Origin of the sequence: Longimicrobium sp., assembly GCA_036389135.1 — a bacterium.
Taxonomy (GTDB): domain Bacteria; phylum Gemmatimonadota; class Gemmatimonadetes; order Longimicrobiales; family Longimicrobiaceae; genus Longimicrobium.
The window spans coordinates 89501-108557 of record DASVQP010000038.1 but is presented as its reverse complement, the minus strand read 5'-3'; the positions used below and the strand labels follow the sequence as shown (position 1 = coordinate 108557).

General features: G+C 70.9%; 19 protein-coding genes. 15 read left to right on the top strand and 4 right to left on the bottom strand.

Features of this window, described 5'->3' with window-relative positions; genetic code table 11:
* Positions 1 to 56 precede the first annotated feature (56 nt).
* The 14 genes from yajC to VF584_09240 all read left to right on the top strand — a co-directional run bounded on the left by yajC (position 57) and on the right by VF584_09240 (position 11695).
* Positions 57 to 368, top strand: coding sequence for a preprotein translocase subunit YajC (gene yajC, locus VF584_09305; GenBank protein ID HEX8210375.1), 312 nt, complete (start codon positions 57 to 59; stop codon positions 366 to 368).
* 7 nt (positions 369 to 375) lie between these two features.
* Positions 376 to 879: a peptide deformylase gene (gene def, locus VF584_09300; GenBank protein HEX8210374.1), complete on the top strand. Its 504-nt coding sequence runs from the start codon at positions 376 to 378 to the stop codon at positions 877 to 879.
* The gene (gene fmt / locus VF584_09295; GenBank protein HEX8210373.1) at positions 876 to 1811 is read left to right on the top strand and encodes a methionyl-tRNA formyltransferase; all 936 of its coding nucleotides are present in this window, start codon (positions 876 to 878) and stop codon (positions 1809 to 1811) included. Before def ends, fmt begins: the two co-directional genes overlap by 4 nt.
* Positions 1786 to 2421 (top strand): thiamine phosphate synthase, encoded by a 636-nt coding sequence (locus tag VF584_09290; GenBank protein ID HEX8210372.1) that lies wholly within the window; start codon positions 1786 to 1788, stop codon positions 2419 to 2421. The genes fmt and VF584_09290 overlap by 26 nt, the downstream gene beginning before the upstream one ends.
* Positions 2418 to 2636 (top strand): sulfur carrier protein ThiS, encoded by a 219-nt coding sequence (thiS, locus tag VF584_09285; GenBank protein ID HEX8210371.1) that lies wholly within the window; start codon positions 2418 to 2420, stop codon positions 2634 to 2636. Before VF584_09290 ends, thiS begins: the two co-directional genes overlap by 4 nt.
* A gap of 36 nt (positions 2637 to 2672) precedes the next feature.
* Positions 2673 to 3476 carry a thiazole synthase gene (locus VF584_09280; protein HEX8210370.1) on the top strand — a complete coding sequence of 268 codons (804 nt, stop codon included), beginning with the start codon at positions 2673 to 2675 and terminating at the stop codon, positions 3474 to 3476.
* Between the two features lie 2 nt (positions 3477 to 3478).
* Positions 3479 to 4792 (top strand): 16S rRNA (cytosine(967)-C(5))-methyltransferase RsmB, encoded by a 1314-nt coding sequence (gene rsmB / locus VF584_09275; GenBank protein ID HEX8210369.1) that lies wholly within the window; start codon positions 3479 to 3481, stop codon positions 4790 to 4792.
* Complete coding sequence (locus VF584_09270; protein HEX8210368.1) at positions 4789 to 5706, top strand: PASTA domain-containing protein; 918 nt, start codon at positions 4789 to 4791, stop codon at positions 5704 to 5706. Before rsmB ends, VF584_09270 begins: the two co-directional genes overlap by 4 nt.
* 8 nt (positions 5707 to 5714) lie before the next feature.
* On the top strand, positions 5715 to 6275 hold the full coding sequence (locus VF584_09265) for a TlpA disulfide reductase family protein (GenBank protein HEX8210367.1): 561 nt from the start codon (positions 5715 to 5717) through the stop codon (positions 6273 to 6275).
* Between the two features lie 253 nt (positions 6276 to 6528).
* Complete coding sequence (locus tag VF584_09260) at positions 6529 to 6954, top strand: hypothetical protein (protein HEX8210366.1); 426 nt, start codon at positions 6529 to 6531, stop codon at positions 6952 to 6954.
* Entirely contained in the window at positions 6951 to 8000 is a 1050-nt protein-coding gene (gene tsaD, locus VF584_09255) for a tRNA (adenosine(37)-N6)-threonylcarbamoyltransferase complex transferase subunit TsaD (protein ID HEX8210365.1), read from the top strand. The genes VF584_09260 and tsaD overlap by 4 nt, the downstream gene beginning before the upstream one ends.
* Positions 8001 to 8257: 257 nt before the next feature.
* Positions 8258 to 9136, top strand: a complete 879-nt coding sequence (locus VF584_09250) for a metallophosphoesterase family protein (protein ID HEX8210364.1) — start codon at positions 8258 to 8260, stop codon at positions 9134 to 9136.
* Complete coding sequence (locus VF584_09245) at positions 9136 to 10386, top strand: hypothetical protein (protein HEX8210363.1); 1251 nt, start codon at positions 9136 to 9138, stop codon at positions 10384 to 10386. Before VF584_09250 ends, VF584_09245 begins: the two co-directional genes overlap by 1 nt.
* Positions 10387 to 10741: 355 nt before the next feature.
* The gene (locus VF584_09240) at positions 10742 to 11695 is read left to right on the top strand and encodes an IS110 family transposase (GenBank protein ID HEX8210362.1); all 954 of its coding nucleotides are present in this window, start codon (positions 10742 to 10744) and stop codon (positions 11693 to 11695) included.
* 206 nt (positions 11696 to 11901) lie between these two features.
* On the opposite strand, the gene VF584_09235 is transcribed toward VF584_09240, so the two are convergent.
* Positions 11902 to 13218, bottom strand: a complete 1317-nt coding sequence (locus VF584_09235; GenBank protein HEX8210361.1) for an ATP-binding protein — start codon at positions 13216 to 13218, stop codon at positions 11902 to 11904.
* Complete coding sequence (locus VF584_09230; GenBank protein ID HEX8210360.1) at positions 13215 to 13892, bottom strand: response regulator transcription factor; 678 nt, start codon at positions 13890 to 13892, stop codon at positions 13215 to 13217. Before VF584_09230 ends, VF584_09235 begins: the two co-directional genes overlap by 4 nt.
* A 229-nt stretch (positions 13893 to 14121) precedes the next feature.
* On the opposite strand from VF584_09230, the gene VF584_09225 reads away from it, so the two are divergent.
* Positions 14122 to 15636, top strand: coding sequence for a trypsin-like peptidase domain-containing protein (locus VF584_09225; GenBank protein ID HEX8210359.1), 1515 nt, complete (start codon positions 14122 to 14124; stop codon positions 15634 to 15636).
* An 87-nt stretch (positions 15637 to 15723) separates the two neighbouring features.
* Here VF584_09225 and VF584_09220 read toward each other — a convergent pair whose 3' ends face one another.
* Together VF584_09220 and ppdK are read right to left on the bottom strand one after the other, a co-directional pair.
* Positions 15724 to 16296, bottom strand: a complete 573-nt coding sequence (locus VF584_09220) for a hypothetical protein (protein ID HEX8210358.1) — start codon at positions 16294 to 16296, stop codon at positions 15724 to 15726.
* Between the two features lie 62 nt (positions 16297 to 16358).
* Positions 16359 to 19019 (bottom strand): pyruvate, phosphate dikinase, encoded by a 2661-nt coding sequence (gene ppdK / locus VF584_09215; protein HEX8210357.1) that lies wholly within the window; start codon positions 19017 to 19019, stop codon positions 16359 to 16361.
* Positions 19020 to 19057 lie beyond the last annotated feature (38 nt).

Genomic DNA, 19057 nt, shown 5'->3' with positions numbered 1-19057 from the left:
TTAGCACTTAGGACTTGGCACTTAGCACTTTCGTCCCAACACCGAACCGAACCCATATGCCCTTCCTGATCCTGGCCCAGACGGCCCCGACGTCCCAGAGCCCGCTCGTGAGTTTCCTGCCCATCGTGGCGATGCTCGCGATCTTTTACTTCATCCTCTTCGTCCCGCAGAAGCGGCAGATGAAGCAGCACCAGGCGCTGCTGGCGTCGCTTACAAAAGGCGATCAGGTGGTGACCGCGGGGGGGCTGATCGGCGAGGTGATGGCGATCAAGGCCGACCAGGTGACGCTGCGGACCGGCACTTCGACGGTGGTGGTGGAAAAGGCGCGCATCCAGCGCAAGGCCACCCCCCCGGCCGAAGCCAAGTAGACGAGCGATGGCGATTCTGAAGATCGAGACGCTCGGCGCCGAGGTCCTGCGCCGCCGCGCCGACGAGATCGAGTTCAGCGGCGAGGACCCCGAGCTGGACCGCCTCATCGAGGACATGTTCGAGACGATGTACGACGCGCACGGCATCGGCCTCGCCGCGCCGCAGGTGGGGATCTCCCGCCGGCTCATCGTCGTGCACGTCAACGAGGAGGGGGAGGAGCCGTTCGCCCTCCTCAACCCGCGCGTCCTTGAGACCGGGAAGGCAAAGGAGAAGGGGGAGGAGGGGTGCCTCAGCATCCCCAACATCTCCGCCGCGGTGGAGCGGCCGGCGACCGTGGTCGTGGAAGGGGTGGACGCCAAGGGCAATGCGGTGCGCATCGAGGCGGATGGGATGCTCGCGCGCTGCCTGCAGCACGAGATCGACCACCTGGACGGCGTCCTCTTCCTGGACCGGCTGTCGCCGCTGAAGCGCAACATGCTGGTCAAGAAGTACCGCAAGCAGGAATCGTGAGGATTCTCTTCTGGGGGACGCCCGAGTTCGCCGTGACCCCACTGCGTGCAATCGCGGACGAGGGGCACGACGTCGTGGGCGTCGTCACCCAGCCGGACCGCCCTGCGGGGCGGGGAAGGGGGCTCGCCACCAGCGCCGTCAAGCGCGAGGCGATCGAGATGGGCGTCCCCGTCCTCCAGCCGGAGCGCGCGCGCGGCGACGAGTTCATGGCGCAGATGAAGTCGCTCGACCCGGAGCTCTCCGTCGTCGTGGCGTACGGGCAGATCCTGAAGCCCGAGGTGCTGGAGCTGCCGCCGCTGGGCTCCATCAACATCCACGCGTCCCTCCTCCCCGAGCTGCGCGGCGCGGCGCCCATCCAGTGGGCGGTCGCCCGCGGCTACCAAACGACCGGCGTCACCATCATGCGCATGGAGGCGGGGCTCGACTCCGGTCCCATGATCATCAAGGTGGAGGAGGAGATCCTGGCCGACGACTCCGCGAGCGAGCTGGCCGAGCGGCTGTCCGCCGTGGGCGCGGAGGCGGTGGTTGAGGCGCTGGCGCTGATGGAGAGCGGGCAGGCCCGCGAGGAGGTGCAGGACCACTCGCGCGCCACCTTTGCTCCCAAGATCGACCGCGAGACGGCACGGATCGACTGGACGCTCTCCGCCGACCGCGTGTCGCTGCACATCCGCGCGATGGACGAGGTGCCGGGCGCGTGGACCCCGCACGGCGCGCGCGGTGCGGTGAAGCTCTTTCGCCCGCGCGCCAGCGGCGGCAGCGGCGAGCCGGGAACGGTGATGGCGGTGGGCGAGGATGGCGTGCTCGTCGCCTGTGGGGAGGGCGCCGTCCTCGTGCGCGAGGTGCAGCCGCCGGGGAAGCGGCGCATGGCCGCCGGCGAGTGGGTGCGCGGGCGCGGTGTGTCGGTGGATGACCGCTTCGGCGCTGAGGGCTGAGCTTCCGCCCCTCCACGTCGTCACCGACGACGCCACGGCCGCGCGCCCGGACTTCCTCCGCGCCGCCGCCGAGGTGGTGGCCGAGGGAGGGCCGCTGATCGCGCTCCACCTGCGCGCGCCGTCCGCGAACGGGCTTGCGGTGTACAGGTGGGCGGAGGCGCTCCGCACGCTGACCCGCGATGCCGGCGCCCTGCTCCTGGTGAACGACCGCGTGGACGTGGCGCTCGCGGTGGATGCGGATGGCGTGCAGCTCGGGCGGCGCGGCCTCCCCGCGGCGGATGCGCGGGGGCTGGCGGGTGCGGAGCGGCTGGTAGGCGTCTCCGTGCACACATCCGCCGAGGTGGACGAGGCGCGGGAGGGTGGGGCGGATTTCGTGCTGGTCGGCAACGTTTACGCGACCGAGTCCCATCCGGGGCGCGCCGGGATCGGGGTACGGGCGCTGGCGTCCTTCGTCGGCCTCCCGCGCATCGCCATCGGCGGGGTGACGCCGGAGGGGGTGGCGGAGCTCAAGGAGGCGGGGGTGCAGGGCGTCGCGGCGATCCGCGGCGTGTGGGACGCGCCGAGCCCGGCACGGGCGGTGCGCAGCTATCTGAAGGAGTGGAAGGGATGACGACGATTACGGCGGTTTCCATCCAGGTCAACGGCGACGAGCGCGAGGTCCCCGCGGGGCTCCACGTGGCCGCGCTGCTGGAGCACCTGGATCTCCACCCGCGCATGGTGGTGGTGGAGCGCAACGGCGATATCCTGCGCCGCGAAGCGCTGGACGCGACGCCGGTGGAGCCCGGCGACCGCTTCGAGCTGGTACACTTCGTCGGCGGGGGCTGACGACCAATCGCATTTCAGGCAGGAAGGAAGGGATACATGGCGACCGCAATGCTGGACGTGCAGACGCTGGACGAGCCGCTCGTGATCGCGGGCCGCCCGCTCCGCTCCCGCCTCCTGGTGGGGACGGGGAAGTACCGCAGCAACGACGAGATGGTGCAGGCCATCGAGGCATCCGGCGCCGAGGTGGTGACCGTCGCCGTGCGCCGCGTGGACCTGGACCGCACAAAGGAGGAGGGCGTCCTCTTCCACCTGGACCCGGAGCGCTTCCTCCTCCTCCCGAACACCGCCGGCTGCTACACGGCGGAGGACGCGGTGCGCTACGCCCGCCTCGCCCGCGCCGCCGGCTTCACCGACTGGGTGAAGCTGGAGGTGATCGGCGACCAGGAGACGCTCCTCCCGGATGCGGACGCGACGATCCGCGCCGCGCGCGAGCTGGTGGCGGACGGCTTCAAGGTCCTGGCGTATACCAACGACGACCTGATCACCGCGCTCCGCCTGGAGGATGCAGGCTGCGCGGCGGTGATGCCGCTGGCGTCGCCCATCGGCAGCGGGCTGGGGCTCGTGAATCCGTACAACATCCGCACCATCAAGGCGCGCCTGCAGGTGCCGGTGATCGTGGACGCGGGCGTGGGCACCGCATCGGACGCGGCGGTGACGATGGAGCAGGGCGTGGACGGCATCCTGATGAACACCGCGCTGGCGGAGGCGCAGGAGCCGGTGCGCATGGCGCGCGCGATGGCGCTGGCCACCGAGGCGGGGCGCCTGGCGTTCCTGGCCGGCCGCATGCCGCGCCGCGAGCGCGCGGTGCCGTCGTCGCCGCGCAAGGGGATGCTCGACTGAGCATGAAGGGGCGGGCGACCCCCACCCGGCACGCGGCGCTGGAGACGCTGCGCCGCGTGAGCACCGGCGACCTGGCCGACCGGGCGCTCGAGCACGCCACGCGCGAGTTGGAGCCGCGCGACCGCGCCTGGACGCAGGAGCTGGTGTACGGCACCTTTCGTATGCGCGGCCGGCTGGACCACGTGCTGGACGGGCTGGTGCGCGACGGGGTGGCGAAGCTGGAGGAGGAGGTGCTGGACGTGCTGCGCCTGGGCGCGTACCAGCTCCTGGAGATGGGGAGCGTCCCCCCGTACGCCGCCGTCAGCGAGTCGGTGGAGCTGGCGCGCGACGCGGGCGCATCGCGGGCGGCGGGGCTGGTGAACGGCGTCCTCCAGAACCTGCACCGCCGGCGCGACCAGCTCCGCTTCCCGGACTTCGAGCGCGACCCCGCGGCGCACCTGGCCACGGCGGGCTCGCATCCGCGCTGGCTGCTCGACCGGTGGATTGCCCGCTGGGGCGCCGAGGACGTCCGCGCTCTCGTCGAGGCGAACAACGCTCGCCCCGAGCTCTACCTGCGTCCGCTGGGCGTGGCGCGCGACGAGGCGGCGGAGCGGCTGGCGGCCGCCGGGATTGCGGCGGAGCCGGTGGATTTCTCGCCCGACTCGCTGCGGATTCCGCCCCCCGGCACCGCCGCCGATGCGCTGGCGGCCGTCCCCGCGGTGGTGCAGGACCCCGCGGCCGCGCTGGTGGTGCGCTACGCCGCCGCTCCCGAAGGCGCCACGGTGCTGGACCTGTGCGCGGCGCCGGGCGGCAAGGCGCTGGGGCTGGCCGAGCCGGGCGCCCGCGTGGCCGCCGCCGACCTGTCGCGCCGCCGCATGCGGCGCGTGGTGGAGAACGCTGAGCGCATCGGGTGGCGGGACCGGGTTGCCGCCGTGGTGGCGGACGCGCGCATGCCTCCCTTCCGCCCCGTGGACGTGGTGCTGCTGGATGCGCCCTGCACGGGAACCGGCACCTTTCGCCGGCACCCGGACGGGCGCTGGCGCATCGCCCCGCACGACCTGGAAGCACTCACCGAGTTGCAGGACCAGCTCCTGCGCGCGGCGGCGGAGGTGGTCCGCCCCGGCGGGGTGCTGGTGTACTCCACCTGTTCGCTCGAGCGCGAGGAGAACGAAGACCGGATGGAGCGTTTTCTGGCCGAGCACCCGGATTGGTCGATGAGCCCCGCCCCCGGCGCGGTGGACGGCGCGCTGCTGGACGAGCGCGGGCGCCTCTGCGTCCTGCCGCAGCGGCAGGGAGTGGACGGCGCCTTTGCCGCGCGCATGCGGAGGAACGCGTGAGCGCCCCCGTGAAGCCGCCGCGCGCGCCGCGCCGCTGGGTGCCCGCCATCCCCCAGCGCGTATCGGGACCTTTCACCGAGGGGAACCTGCTGCGCTGGGTGATCGGCGCGGGACTGGGCGCTTTTGCGCTCGGCTACCTGGTCATCACGCTCCTCTTCTTCCCCGGCTTCGGCCGCTCGGCCATCGTCACCGTCCCCGACCTGCGCGGGCAGCCGCTGCGCGAGGCGGAGCGGACGCTGGACCGGCTGGGGCTGGAGCTGGGCCGCGGCGGCACGCTCGCCAACCCGCGTATCCGCGCCGGCGCCGTGCTGGTGCAGAGCCCGCTTCCCGGCCAGGAGGTCACCCGCGGCGCCGAGATCCGCGTGGTGCTGAGCGCAGGCCCGGAGCGGCACCCGGTGCCTCCCATCGCCGGCCTCACCCTGCGCGAGGCCCGCACGCTGCTGGAGCGCTTCGGCTTCTCGGTAAAGGTGCAGCGCATGGTAGCCGACCGCGAAGAGGGAACGTTCCTGGGGATGCGGCCGCGCGCGGGCACCGTGGCGGTGGTGCCCAGCGTCGTGACCATCACCCTGAGCGCCGGCCCGCCGAAGTTCCCAGTCCCCAGCGTCGTCACCCTGCCGCTCGGCGAGGCGGAGACGCGGCTGCGCGCGGCCGGCTTCCGCCTGGGGAACGTGTCGTACGATCCGGCCTCGGCCGAGGCGCTGGGCGGGGTCGCGTCGCAGCGCCCCGCGCCGGGCGACTCCCTGCGGCGCGGCGGCGCGGTGAACGTGACGGTCTCCGGCACCGATCCCAACCCGCCGCCGCCCGTGGTGGAGGAGCCCGTCGTGCCCGACTCGACGGCGGCCCCCGCTCCCGAGGAGCCGCAGGCCCCGCCGCCGCAGGAGTTCCCTCCGGCGCCCCCGCCGGCGAAGCGGTGAGCGCGGCCATGTCCGAATCGCGGAAGCAGTGGATCGTCGTGGGCGCGGTGCTGGCCCTCCTCGCGGCGCTGGTGGGCGTGGGCTGGGCCAACCGCGGCTCGTTCCTCCCGCTGGACGTGGGGAGCGAGGCCCCGGGCTTCCGCGCCGCCGACCTGCAGGGGCGCCCCGTCGCCCTGGCCGATCTGCGCGGCCAGGTAGTGCTCCTCAACATCTGGGCGACGTGGTGCGGCCCCTGCCGCGACGAGATGCCCTCGCTCCAGCGCCTTCACCAGCAGCTCGGGCCGGAGGGGCTGCAGGTGATCGCCGTGAGCGTGGACGCCGCGCCCGGGAAGCGGGACGCGGGCGGCAACCCGGGGGGCGACGTGGCGGCGTTCGGGAAGCAATACGGGCTCACCTTCGCCCTCTGGCGCGAGCCCACGGGGAGCATCCAGCGCGCCTACCGCACCACCGGCATCCCCGAATCCTTTGTGATCGGCCGCGACGGCAGCATCCGCAAAAAGGTCATCGGCGCCACCGAATGGGACGATCAGGCGAACGTGGATCTGATCCGCAGGCTGCTGAAGCAGTGATGCGGCGCGCGAGTGTGTCCGCGGGAGCGGCCCCCCCTTTATGTCATCCTGAGAGAGCCGCCTCGCCGACCATCGGCGATGCGCGCCGAACTCCTGCGGCGACCGAAGGATCTAGCCGGCGAGGCAAGAGGACGGCCCGACACGACGAACCCCTCGGCACGCGCAGTAGATCCTTCGCTCCGCGCCAGGGCGTGGAGACGGGGCGAGGCCGGTGTGGCGCGTCGCTCAGGATGACAGATCGGGGGGTGCGCGAATGAGGCCCTTCTCGCTGCGGCGGGCGATGCGCAACTGGCAGCTGAAGCTGGCGGCGCTGGCGTTGGCGGTGCTGCTGTGGGTGCTGGTGCGCGCGGAGCAGCCCACCGAGCAGTGGATGCAGGTACAGGTCGAGCCGCAGCTCCTCGATCCCGCCTACACACTTACCGCGCCGCCGGCGCCGCACGTGGTACAGGTGCGCTTCGCCGGGAAGTGGCGCGAAATCGGGGAGCTGGCGCTGGAGAAGCCCGTGCTCGTGCTGCACGTGCGCAACGTGGGGCGGCAGCGGACTTTCGTGCTGGAGCCGAGCATGGTCCGCCTCCCCGATGGCGCGCGCGGCCACGTCAGCGCGCTGGACGTGCGCCCGGGGCTCGTGAAGCTGGCGCTGCAGCCGGTTCCCGACACGCCGTCCGCGCCCATTCGATGACCCGTCCGCCCCTGGTGCTCGGCATCGAGACCTCCTGCGACGAGACCTCCGCCGCCGTGCTGCGCGGTGAGAACGAGCTGCTGGGGCACGTCATCTTCACCCAGGACGTGCATCGCCTGTACGGCGGCGTCGTGCCGGAGATCGCGTCGCGCGCCCACCTGCGCACGCTGGACGACGTGGTGGATGGCGCTCTGCGGGAGGCCGGCGTGCAGCTCAAGGACGTGGACGTCGTCGGCGTGACGGCCGGGCCGGGGCTGATCGGCGCGCTTCTCGTGGGTGTCTCGTGGGGCAAGGCCGCCGCGTGGGCCGCGGGGAAGCCGGTCGTGGGGGTGCACCACATGGAGGCGCACCTCTTCGCCACGCAGCTGGAGCACCTGGACGCCACGCCGCCCTTTGTGGCGCTCCTCGTCTCCGGCGGCCACACGCTCCTCCTCTGGGTGCCAGCTTGGGGCGAGTACGTGCAGCTCGGCGCCACCCGCGACGACGCGGCGGGCGAGGCGTTCGACAAGGCGGCCAAGATCCTGGGGCTTCCGTACCCCGGCGGCCCCTCCATCCAGCGCGCGGCCGAGGGCGGCGACCCGTCGCGCCACCGCTTCACGCGCCCGCTGCTGAACCGCGGCCAGCGCCCCGAAGACTCCGAGTACTACGACTTCTCCTTCAGCGGCCTGAAGACGGCGCTCCGCAACCGTGTGCGAGATGTGGAGCGCGAGGGCGCGCTGGAAGCCGAGGTCCCGCACCTGGCCGCCGCCTTCCAGGATGCCGCCGTCGACGTCCTCGCCACCAAGACGATGCGCGCTGTCCGGGAGATGGATTGCCGGCGCGTCGTTCTGGGGGGCGGAGTCGCCAACAGCCGCGCGCTGCGTGCGGAGCTGACGCGGCGGCTGGGCGGGCGCGGGGCCGTCTTCGCCCCCTCGCCGCGCCTGTCCACCGACAACGCCGCGATGATCGCGCGAGCCGCGCAGTTCCGGTTCGCGCGCGGCGAGGTGGCTGGCCTGGACCTCAACGCCCGCGCCGACCTCCCGTTCCCCGGCCTGCGCAAGCGCTGAGGAACAGCAGGGCTCACGCGGAGACGCGGAGGCGCGAAGAGAACCGCAACTGCAGGGCTCACACAGAGACACAGAGCCACAGAGGAAGAACAGCAAGGAGAAGTTCTCTGTGGCTTTCAGTTCCTTCTGTGCCCTCTGTGTGATGCTTTTTTCTGTTGTTCTCCCGCGCCTCCGCGTCTCCGCGTGAGACAATGGTACGCGAGTCGCATCGCAATTGGTTGACGTGGCCCACACGACCTGAACCAGACGGCGCCGGCTTGATCACGCTCCTCCACATCTCCGACCTGCACTTCGGCCCGCCGTTCCAGGAGCGCGTGGGCGAGTCGCTCCAGCGCTTCGCGCACCAGCTGGAGCCGGACGCCATCGTGGCCTCGGGCGACTTCACGCAGCGCGCGCTCCCGGAGCAGTTCGCGGCGGCCCGCGCGTACCTGGACCGCCTCCCCCCCGTCCCCATCGTGGTGACGCCGGGGAACCACGACATCGCGCTCTACCGCTTCACCGAGCGTGTCTTCCACCCGTACGACCTGTACAGGGCGCACATCCTGCCGGAGCTGGACACGGTCACCAAGCTCCCCGGCGCCACCATCGTCGCGCTCAACTCGACGGCGCCGCTGCGGGCCACGGTCAACGGCCGCATCCACCGCTGGCAGATCGACTTCGCGCGCGAGGCGTTCCAGGACGTGCCTGACGAGGACGCGCGCATCCTGGTGTCGCACCACCACTTCGCGCCTCCGCCGGATTGGGATCGCGTGGCCGTGATGCCTCAGGCCAAGCGCGCGCTGGACGCCTTCACGCACTTCAAGGTGGACATGATCCTGGGCGGCCACCTGCACCGCGCGTACATCGGCAACTCGCTGGACGTGTACTCCGGGGCGGACCGCGAGCACGGCATCATCATCGTGCAGAGCGGCACCTCCACCTCGCGCAGGGGTAGGGCGAGGGAGCGCGAAAAGAACTCGCTCAACGTGGTGCGGGTGGACGCGCGGCACATCCGGGTGACGCACTACATGTACTTCGACGACGTGCAGGACTTCGTGCCCACGAGCCGGCACCAGTTCTTCCGCCGAGGCCGCCCCGCCCTGGACCGCGAAGGGCAGGCCGAGGCCGAGGCCATCTTCCGCGAGGACCACTCCTGATGGCGAGCCCCCGGCGCAACCGCGCCCTCCGGCACACGGCGTGGGCGGCGGGCGGCGCCCTGCTGGGCGTCGCGCTGGCTTTCCTCGTCCTGAACCTGGTCGCGCGCACGCGGGCGGGGCACGATCGCATCCTGGAGTACACGCTCAATGCCCTCGCGCGCAACGTGCAGGGCTCGCTGGACGTGCAGCGCATCAGCGGCAACCTGTTCGAAGGCGCCCGCGTCTACGGAATCTCGCTGAAGGAAAAGGACGGCACCCCCTTCGTGGTGGCCGACAGCGCGGACATCACGTACGACGTGCGCACGCTGCTCTCGCCGCGCATCCGCATCAACCGCCTGGTGCTGTACAAGCCCAACATCTACGTGCGCCGCTCGCCGGGCGACTCGCTCTGGAACTACCAGTCGATCTTCCGCGACACGGTCGTGCGCGATCCAACCAAACCCCGCCTGCAGCGCGTGACCTTTGTGGATACGCTGCGCGTGGTGAACGGCTTCACGCGCGTGGAGATCCCGTGGGCGCCGGACTCCACCACCTCCACCCGCGCCCAGCGCGAGGAGGTGCGGCTGGCGCTGCGCGACACCTCGCCGATCATCGTGCGGCGGGTGCGGGGCGGCTACCTGCGCACCATCAACATGACCGGGCTGGGGGGAAGGCTGCGCCAGATCCGTTTCTCTCCCGGCGCCGAGTCGGGGTCGCGCATCACCATCGACACGCTGCGCGGCCGGGTGCAGTTCTTTCGCCGCCCCGCGGACGTGCGCCACGTGCAGGGGAACATCGCCATCCTCCCCGACCGCGTGGAGTTCGACGCGCCCGTGCTGCGCCTTCCCGGCTCGCGCATCGCGACCTCGGGGGTGATCTGCACGAAGAACGACACGCGGAGCTGCAACCGCGCCATTCCCACGAACCAGCTCCCGTACTACGACGTCGCCTTCCGCAGCGACACGATGGCGTTCCGCGACCTGCAGTGGTTGTATCCGCGCTTCCCGCGCGACGCGCACGGCAAGATGTCGGTCTTCCTGGAGACGCGCCCCGAGGGCACCCTCTTCGACATCCGCGGTGCGCGCTTCGATGCGCCGGGCACGCGCATCGCCGGCAGCTTCGGCATCACCGTGGGCGACACCATCGTCTTCAGCAACGTGGACGTGCAGGCCCGCCCCGTGCGCGTCTCCACCATCGAGCGCATGCTTCCGGAGGGGCTCCCGGTCCGCGGCCTGGTGCTGGGGTCGGCGGCGATCAAAGGATCGCGCTGAGGCCCTCACCCCCCGGCCCCCTTGTTTGATCAGTCCAGGATAGATTGTAGTACGTGATCGAGGTCCGAGGCGAGTTTTCCACGCGGTGCGAGGAGAGCACCTTGGTGCAGCTCCCCGCAGCAGCGTGTGGAAAACTCGGGTTGCCCGAGCTGGGAAACCGGGTCGGCAGGATCACGGTCGTACAAGAGGGTCGGGCAGCTAGTTACCCCCTTGGTGGGAAACACCGTGGGAGAGCAGGAGCGTCCGACCCTTGTTTAGCCGAAGAGCCCGAACCGTTGCTTGGGGGAGAACCCCGAAATTCGCAAGGCTGGGCCAACGGGGACATCCAACTTTCAATGCAAGGGAAGGATTCACAATGTCCGAGCTGTTCGCCGGGATCGACGTATCGAAGAAGCGTCTCGACATCGCCATTCGCGGAAGAGAGAGCCGAGGGTGGAGCGTTGCGTACGATGAACGGGGGGTCCGAGCCCTCGTCAGCACGCTGAAAGAACTCGCTCCCACGCTCCTGATCCTGGAGGCGACCGGAGGACTCGAGACGCACCTCGTCGCAGAACTAGCTGCGGCGGGCATTCCACTGGCCGTCATCAATCCGCGTCAGTCCCGTGACTTCGCCCGCGCCACGGGTGAGCTGGCCAAGACGGACGCAATCGACGCCCGCATCCTTGCGCTGTTCGCGGAGCGGATCCGGCCGGAGGTCCGCCCACTGCCGAACGCGGAAGCTCGCGATCTCGATGCTCTGATGACGCGCCGCCGGCAACTGGTCGACATCCGAGTCGGTGAGTGCAACCGACTCTACCAAGCGTCCTCCGCAACCGTTCGGACCAGCATCGAGGAGCACATCGCCTGGCTGGATGCCCGGATCGATGCGGTCGAGGCGGAACTACAGAGGCTGATCAAGGCCAGCCCCCTCTGGCGCGCAAAGGATGACCTCCTGCGCAGCGCGCCAGGTGTAGGCCCGACTGTCTCGCTGACACTGCTGGCGGGGGTTCCCGAACTCGGGAAGCTGAACCGCCAGAAGATCAGCAAACTTGTCGGCGTTGCACCGCTCAACCGCGACAGCGGAATTCTGCGGGGACAGCGCAGGATCTGGGGCGGCCGGTCAGACGTGCGCAACGTACTGTACATGGGCACCCTGTCGGCCATACGCCACAACCCGGTGATCCGGGCGTTCTACGAGCGTCTCGTTGCCCGAGGTAAGCTGAAGAAGGTTGCACTCGTCGCATGCATGAGGAAGCTCCTGACGATTCTCAACTGCATGCTCAGGGACAACACTCCTTGGAACGCCCAATTCGCCGCGGGCTGCGGGTGACCTCAACACCGTTGCTCTCCCGATAACAGGAGAGGGCTGCGCCCTCACCTTTATCGAGAGAGGGGGGGAACTTCGGCCCGCCGCGACTGATGTCGGGGCGGGCCGGGTTTGTAGGGCGTGGGATGGCGTGCGCTGCTGGCGGCGGAGCGGGGCGGGGCACGGGCAGCCACGCGGGGCTGCCCCTACGGGGGTGTCGGGGTGGGCCATTATGCGACGCGGCCCAGCGCCTCGGGCTCGGGACGAACCAGGGCGGTGACGCGGGCGACGGGGAGGCGGACGGTGAAGACGCTCCCCTCGCCTTGCGTGCTCTGGGCGTGGATCGTGCCCTCGTGCTGGTCCACGATCATGCGCACGATGGCCAGGCCCAGCCCCGTTCCGCCGCTCCGCTCGCGCGCGGCGTCGGCGCGGTAGAAGCGGTCGAAGACGCGCGGAAGCTCCTCGGGGGCGATTCCTGAGCCGGTGTCGCGCACCTGCACCTCCACGAAGCCCGGATCGCCGGCCGGCTCCTCGCCATCGGCGGCGGAGTTGGCGCCGCGAACGCGGATCTCGACCACGCCGGCCTCGGTGAACTTGACGGCGTTGGAGACGAGGTTCAGGAAGAGGCGCCGCAGCGAGCCGGCCGCGCCGTGCACGATCACGGACTCGGGCGCATCCAGCCGCACCGCCACCGGCTTCCCCTCCGCCAGCGCCTCGCCGATGTCCTGCACGTCGCGCAGCACGGCGACGAGGTCGACCGGGGCGGTGGGGCGGGGGACCGAGGCTTCCTCGCCCCGCGCCAGCGTCAGCAGGTCCTCCACCAGCGCCAGCATCGAGCGCGTCTCCTCCAGGATCTCGCCCATCGTGTCCCGCAGCTCCTCCGGCGAGCGGGGGCGGGCCAGCGCCACCTCCGCCGTGCCGCGGATGGCGGTGAGCGGGGTGCGCAGCTCGTGGCTCGCGTCGGCGGTGAAGCGGCGCAGGGCCTCGACGGCGCGCTGCAGCCGGCCGAGCATGCCATTGTACGCCTGGGCCAGCTCGCGCAGCTCGGCGGGGTGCTCCGGCTCGTCCACCCGGCGGTCCAGCGCGGCGATCCCGATCTCGCGCGAGGCGGCGACCAGGCGGTTGAGCGGCTTCAGGAGGCGGTTGGCGACCGACCATCCCGCCAGCGCCGCCGCGATCCCCGTGAGCGGGATCAGAAAGAACGCGATCACGGAGAAGGCACGCAGCGCCTTCTTCTCCACGTCGCCGGTGCGCGCCACCACGATGTCCACCGTCTGCCCCGTGACCAGGCGGGTGCGGCGGCGCAGCGTCTCCACGTCGCCCACGGCGGAGGGGATGCGATCTTCGATCACCTCCACGCGGGGGATGTCTGGCGGGGCCACGAGCTGCTCCGCCGCCGCCGCCGTCTGCCGGAGCGACTGCGTGCCCGTGCGGGCGAGCGACTGCCGCAGGATGGCGTAGGTGATCCCCGCGAAGAGCGTCAGCGACGCCAGCAGGATCACCGAGTAGCCCACCACCAGCTCGCGCCGCAGGGAGGTACGGTTCATTCGGCTCGCTCCGGGGTGCGGATCGCGTAGCCCACGCCGCGCACGGTGTGGATCAGCTCCGGCTCGCGCCCCAGCTTGTTGCGGAGCGCATTCACGCAAACGTCCACGATGTTGGTCCCCGGGTCGAAACGGATTCCCCAGACGTGCTCCATCAGCGTGGCGCGCGACAGGGGACGGTCCGCGTTGCGGAGGAGGTACTCCAGGAGGGAGAACTCGCGCGGCGTCAGTTCCACCGAGCTGCTGCCGCGCCGCACTTCGCGGGTGGCCGGGTCCATCTCCAGGTCGCCCACGCGCAGCACGGCGGGGGCGCCGGCCACGCGGCGCCGCAGGAGGGCGCGCAGGCGGGCGGTCAGCTCGCTGAAGTCGAAGGGCTTGGTCAGGTAGTCGTCCGCGCCCGAGTCCAGCCCCTCCACCTTGTCCTCGGTGCGGTCGCGCGCCGTCAGCATCAGCACGGGGAGCGCGACGCCGGACGCGCGCAGGTCGCGCACCAGGTCGAAGCCGGAGCGGCCCGGGATCATCACGTCCACCACCGCCGCGTCGAAGCCCTGCGTCCGCGCCTTGTCGAAGGCGGAGTCGCCGTCGGCCGCCGTTTCCACGATGTACCCCTCCTCGCGCAGCCCCTTCGCCAGAAACGCCAGGATCCGCGGGTTGTCTTCTACGATCAGGATGCGCATGGGGAGAGTCCGTCGCGGGGGGGCGCCCGGCGCGTCCGGGCGTTGTCGCATGCGTATACCCGCGCGCGAGCCACGAGGGGCCACTCCGGCGGGCGGATTAACTCTCCTTAATCGACGCTTAACCCGCGACTAACCCGGCGCATGAACCGTTGGAACGGGTGATGTGTAAATTTACCCACGACGCCGCGGACCGAGTGCGGCGCCGAGCACCTCAAACCCGTGTATGACCATGAACAGCTACGTTCGCAGGCTCGCCATCCCCACCACGCTCGTCGTCGGCCTCGGAGCGGGGCTGACGCTGGCGGACGCGGCGCAGAATCCGCTTCCCGACCTGATGGCCCAGAGCGGCCCGCTCGCCTCGGCGCCCACGGCGCCGGTGGTGCGCGCCGCGCCGTCCGCCGACGCGCTCTCGGGCGCCTTCCGCGCCGCCAGCAGCGCCGCGCTCCCGGCCGTGGTCTTCATCCAGGTGGAGTCCGCCGCGCGGCAGGTCAACGCGCAGATCCCGCCCGAGATGCGCGGCACTCCGTTCGAGGACTTCTTCCGCGGCCCGCAGCGCTCGGGGCCCACGCAGTCGTCCGGCTCCGGCTTCATCGTCTCCGCGGACGGCTACGTCATCACCAACAACCACGTGGTGGACGGCGCGTCGCGCGTGAAGGTGGTGATGAACGACCGCCGCGAGCTCGACGCGCGCGTCGTGGGGCGCGACGCCAACACCGACATCGCCGTCCTCAAGGTGGACGCGAAGAACCTCCCCGTGGTGCGCCTGGGCGACTCCGACGCGCTGGAGACGGGCGACTGGGTGCTCGCCCTCGGCTATCCGCTCTCGCTGGGCCAGACGACCACGGCCGGCATCGTGAGCGCCAAGGGCCGCAGCCTGGGGATCATGGGCCGCAACACCGGCGCCACGTCTCCGCTGGAGCACTTCATCCAGACCGACGCGGCCATCAACCCCGGCAACTCCGGCGGCCCGCTGGTCGATCTGCAGGGCCGCGTGGTCGGCGTCAACTCGGCCATCGCTTCGCCCACCGGTTACTACTCCGGGTACGGGTTCGCGGTGCCCATCGACCTCGCCAAGCGCGTGGCGGACGACCTGATCCGATACGGCGTGGTGCACCGCCCCATGCTCGGCGTGGAGATCCGCGACGCCGCTCCGGCCGACGCGGAGGTGTTCGGCCTGCGCGCTCCCGAGGGCGCCGTCATCAGCAGCGAGCCCAAGGCCGGCGCCCGCGATGCCGGGCTGCGCCTGGGCGACGTGATCGTCTCGGTGGACGGCGGCACCGTGCGCAACACGGGCGACCTGATGGAGCAGGTGATGCGCAAGCAGCCGGGCGACGAGGTGGTGCTGGAGGTCATCCGCTACGGCCGCCGCCAGCGCGCCACGGTGAAGCTCGCCACCTTCGACTCGCCGCGCGCCGAGCGGACCGGCACCGCCGCCCCCGCCGCCAGCGGCGACGCGGCGGACCGCCTGGGCTTCGCGGCCGCCCCGGTGACGCCGCTGATCGCGCAGCAGCTCCGCCTCCCCTCCGCCGAGGGCGTGGTGGTGACGGGCGTGGACCCCTCCGGCCCAAGCGCTTCGCAGCTGATGCCGGGCTTCCGCATCGAGCGCTTCAACGGCCGCGAGATCCGCACGATCACCGAGCTGCGCTCCGCCATGGAGGGCGTCCGCCCCGGCGCCGTCGTCTCCCTCGTCGGCCGCCGCCCGGACGGCACGCAGACCATCGTGAACTTCAGGGCGCGCAGCTGAGCGGATTTCAACACCGACCGCGGAATTTCTGGCGCGTAGTTGCGGGTTGACCCCGTAGCTACGCGCCCTTCACGCATTTGGCTGCGTTCACGCCTCCATCTGCGCAGCACTCGAGAACTCCGTTGCGCGCTTCCAATGATAAGCGAACACGGCCACCGCAGCGTCTTCCACCGCCTTCTGTGCAGATGTGATTTGCTGTGCCGTCTCCGGGATTTCCGGATCATGGCTGTTGACGGCCTGCCGGAGTTGCTCTGTGGCGGCGAGGAGCGGCTTCTGCTCAGTTTGGTCTGGATAGAGGAGAAGACGGATCATGGCGCCGTGGAGCATCGCGCGGTCAAGCTTTGCATTGATCACGTCCCGTGAGAGACCGGCCTCGCGATCAGTCGCCACCTGGCTCGACACCGCAATCAACCCGGCGACCTCGCTGCGTAGTTGCTCGATCCACCGGATACGGTTCGAGTTTACAACAGTCGCTCGGACCTGTGTCTCGGCGATGTCTTTCTGCGCGATGATTTGTTTGGATGCAACGCTGCGGGCCATACGGGCGGCGAGGTATGTGCCCGCAACACCCAAGATCCCACCCAGCAAACCCGTCCACAGAGGGAGCCAGTTACCATCCGATTTGGGGGCCTGAGCAACGCTGTGCCCGATGATGACCAAGGTATCTGCTGAAAGTAGCATTCTTCTGTTCACTTATATAGGAGGTCCGGGACGATCGCCCCTCATCGACGCCGCGTGGAACTCTGCGGGGCCGGCCGGCGTGCGGGATCGTTCAACGCCGCATGCGCCGCCGCCAGCCGCGCGATCGGCACGCGGTAGGGCGAGCAAGAGACGTAATCCAGGCCGACGCGGTGAAAGAACTGCACCGAGCGCGGGTCGCCGCCGTGCTCGCCGCAGACGCCCAGCTTCAGCTCCGGCTGCACGCCGCGGCCGAGGTCCGAGGCGATCTCCACCAGCCGCCCGACCCCCTCCTGGTCCAGCGTCTGGAACGGATCGTCGGGGAGGATGCCGTCCTCCACGTACTTAGGGAGGAAGCGCCCCGCGTCGTCGCGCGACAGGCCAAAGGTGGTCTGCGTCAGGTCGTTGGTGCCGAAGGAGAAGAACTGCGCGTGCTCCGCGATCTTGTTGGCGGTGAGGGCGGCGCGCGGCAGCTCGATCATGGTGCCGGCCAGGTACGCCACCCGCTCCCCCGTCTGCTCGAAGACCTCGGCGGCGCACTCGTCCACGATCTGGCGCTGGCGGCGCAGCTCCTCGGCGGTGGATACCAGCGGGATCATGATCTCCGGGCACACCGTCACGCCTTCCCTCTGCACGGCGACGGCGGCTTCGAAGATGGCCTGCGCCTGCATCCAGGTGATGTCCGGGTAGCTGATCCCCAGCCGGCAGCCGCGGTGGCCGAGCATGGGGTTGCTCTCGTGGTGCTCCTCCACCCGCATGCGAAGGCGCACCGGGTCCAGCCCCAGCTTGCGCGCCAGATCGCGCGTCTCCGCCGCGCCCTGTGGGAGAAACTCGTGCAGCGGCGGGTCCAGGAGGCGGATCGTGACGGGGAGGCCATCCATCGCCCGAAAGATCCCCTCGAAGTCCGCGCGCTGCATGGGGAGGAGCTTGGCGAGCGCGATAGCCCGCTTCGCCCCGCCCTCCGCCAGGATCATCTCGCGCACCGCGTCGATGCGGTCGCCCTCGAAGAACATGTGCTCCGTGCGGCACAGCCCGATCCCCTCCGCGCCGAAGCGGCGGGCGACGGCGGAGTCGTGCGGCGTGTCCGCGTTGGTGCGCACGCGCAGGGTTCGGTAGCCGTCCGCCCATTCCATCAGCCGCTGGAACTGTGGAGACAGCTCCGGCTCACGGGTGGGGACCTGCCCCAGGATCACGCGCCCGGTGCTCCCGTCCAGCGTGATCCAATCGTTCTCGTGCACCACCGTCTCGCCCACGCGGAAGCGGCGGTACGCCTCGTCCACCTGCACCTCGCTCGCGCCGGCCACGCAGCACTTCCCCATCCCGCGCGCCACCACCGCCGCGTGCGAGGTCATCCCGCCGCGCGCGGTGAGGATCGCCTGCGCGGCCACCATCCCGTGGAAGTCCTCGGGCGAGGTCTCGCGCCGCACCAGGATCACGGGCTCGTGCGGCCCGCGCTCCGCCGCCTCGTCCGGGTTGAAGACCACGCGCCCCGACGCCGCGCCGGGCGACGCGGGGAGCCCCGTCGTCAGCACCTTGACGTCGGCGCCGGGGTCGATCATCGGGTGGAGGAGCTGGTCGAGCTGCTCCGGCTTCACTCGCAGCACCGCTTCCTCGACGGAGATCACCCCCTCGTCCACCATGTCCACGGCGGTGCGGACGGCGGCGGCGGCGGAGCGCTTGGCGGAGCGGGTCTGGAGGAGGAAGAGGTGCCCGCGCTCCACCGTGAACTCCAGGTCCTGCACGTCGCGGTAGTGCGTCTCCAGCCGTTGCTGCGCGGCGAGCAGCTCCTGATACGCGCCGGGGAGCGCCGCGGCCATCCCGTCGATGTGCAGCGGGTCGCGAATGCCGGCCACCACGTCCTCGCCCTGCGCGTTCACCAGGAACTCGCCGTACAGGCAGCGCTCACCGGTCGATGGGTCGCGGGTGAAGCAGACCCCCGTCCCCGAGTCGTTCCCCATGTTGCCGAACACCATCGAGCAGACGCTCACCGCCGTCCCCAGGTCGTGCGAGATGTTGTTGATGCGGCGGTAGGCGATGGCGCGCGGGGTGTTCCACGAGTTGAAGACGGCCTGGATGGCGCCCCAGAGCTGCGCCTTGGGGTCCGTCGGGAAGTCCTTGCCGGTCGCCTCGCGCACCAGCGCCTTGAACTCCGCCACGAGAGTGCGCCAGTCTTCGGCGGAAAGGTCGGTGTCTTCGCGTACGCCGCGCCGCTCCTTGGCCTGCTCCAGCAGGTGCTCGAAGCGCTCGCCGCGGATGCCGAGCACAACGTTGGAGTACATCTGCACGAAGCGGCGGTACGAGTCGAAGGCGAAGCGCTCGTCCCCGCTCTCCGCCGCGAGGGCGGCGGCGGTCTCGTCGTTGAGCCCCAGGTTGAGGATCGTGTCCATCATCCCCGGCATCGACACCGCGGCCCCGGAGCGCACCGACACCAGCAGCGGCCGCCCCCCGCCGCCGAACGTCTTCCCCGTCGCCTCCTCCAGCCGGTGCAGCGCGGCGTCCACCTCGGCGGGGAGCGCGTCGGGGTAGCCGCCGGTGCGGATGAAGTGGCGGCAGCACTCGGTGGTGATGGTGAAGCCCGGCGGCACCGGCACCCCGATGCGCGCCATCTCGGCGAGCCCGGCGCCCTTGCCGCCGAGCAGCTCCTTCATCTCCCCGCTCCCCTCCGTCTGATTCGCGCCGTAGAAGTAGACGTGCTGCTCCGCCATGTGCCGCTCTCGTGTGGGTTCCTGGATCAGGGCTCCTC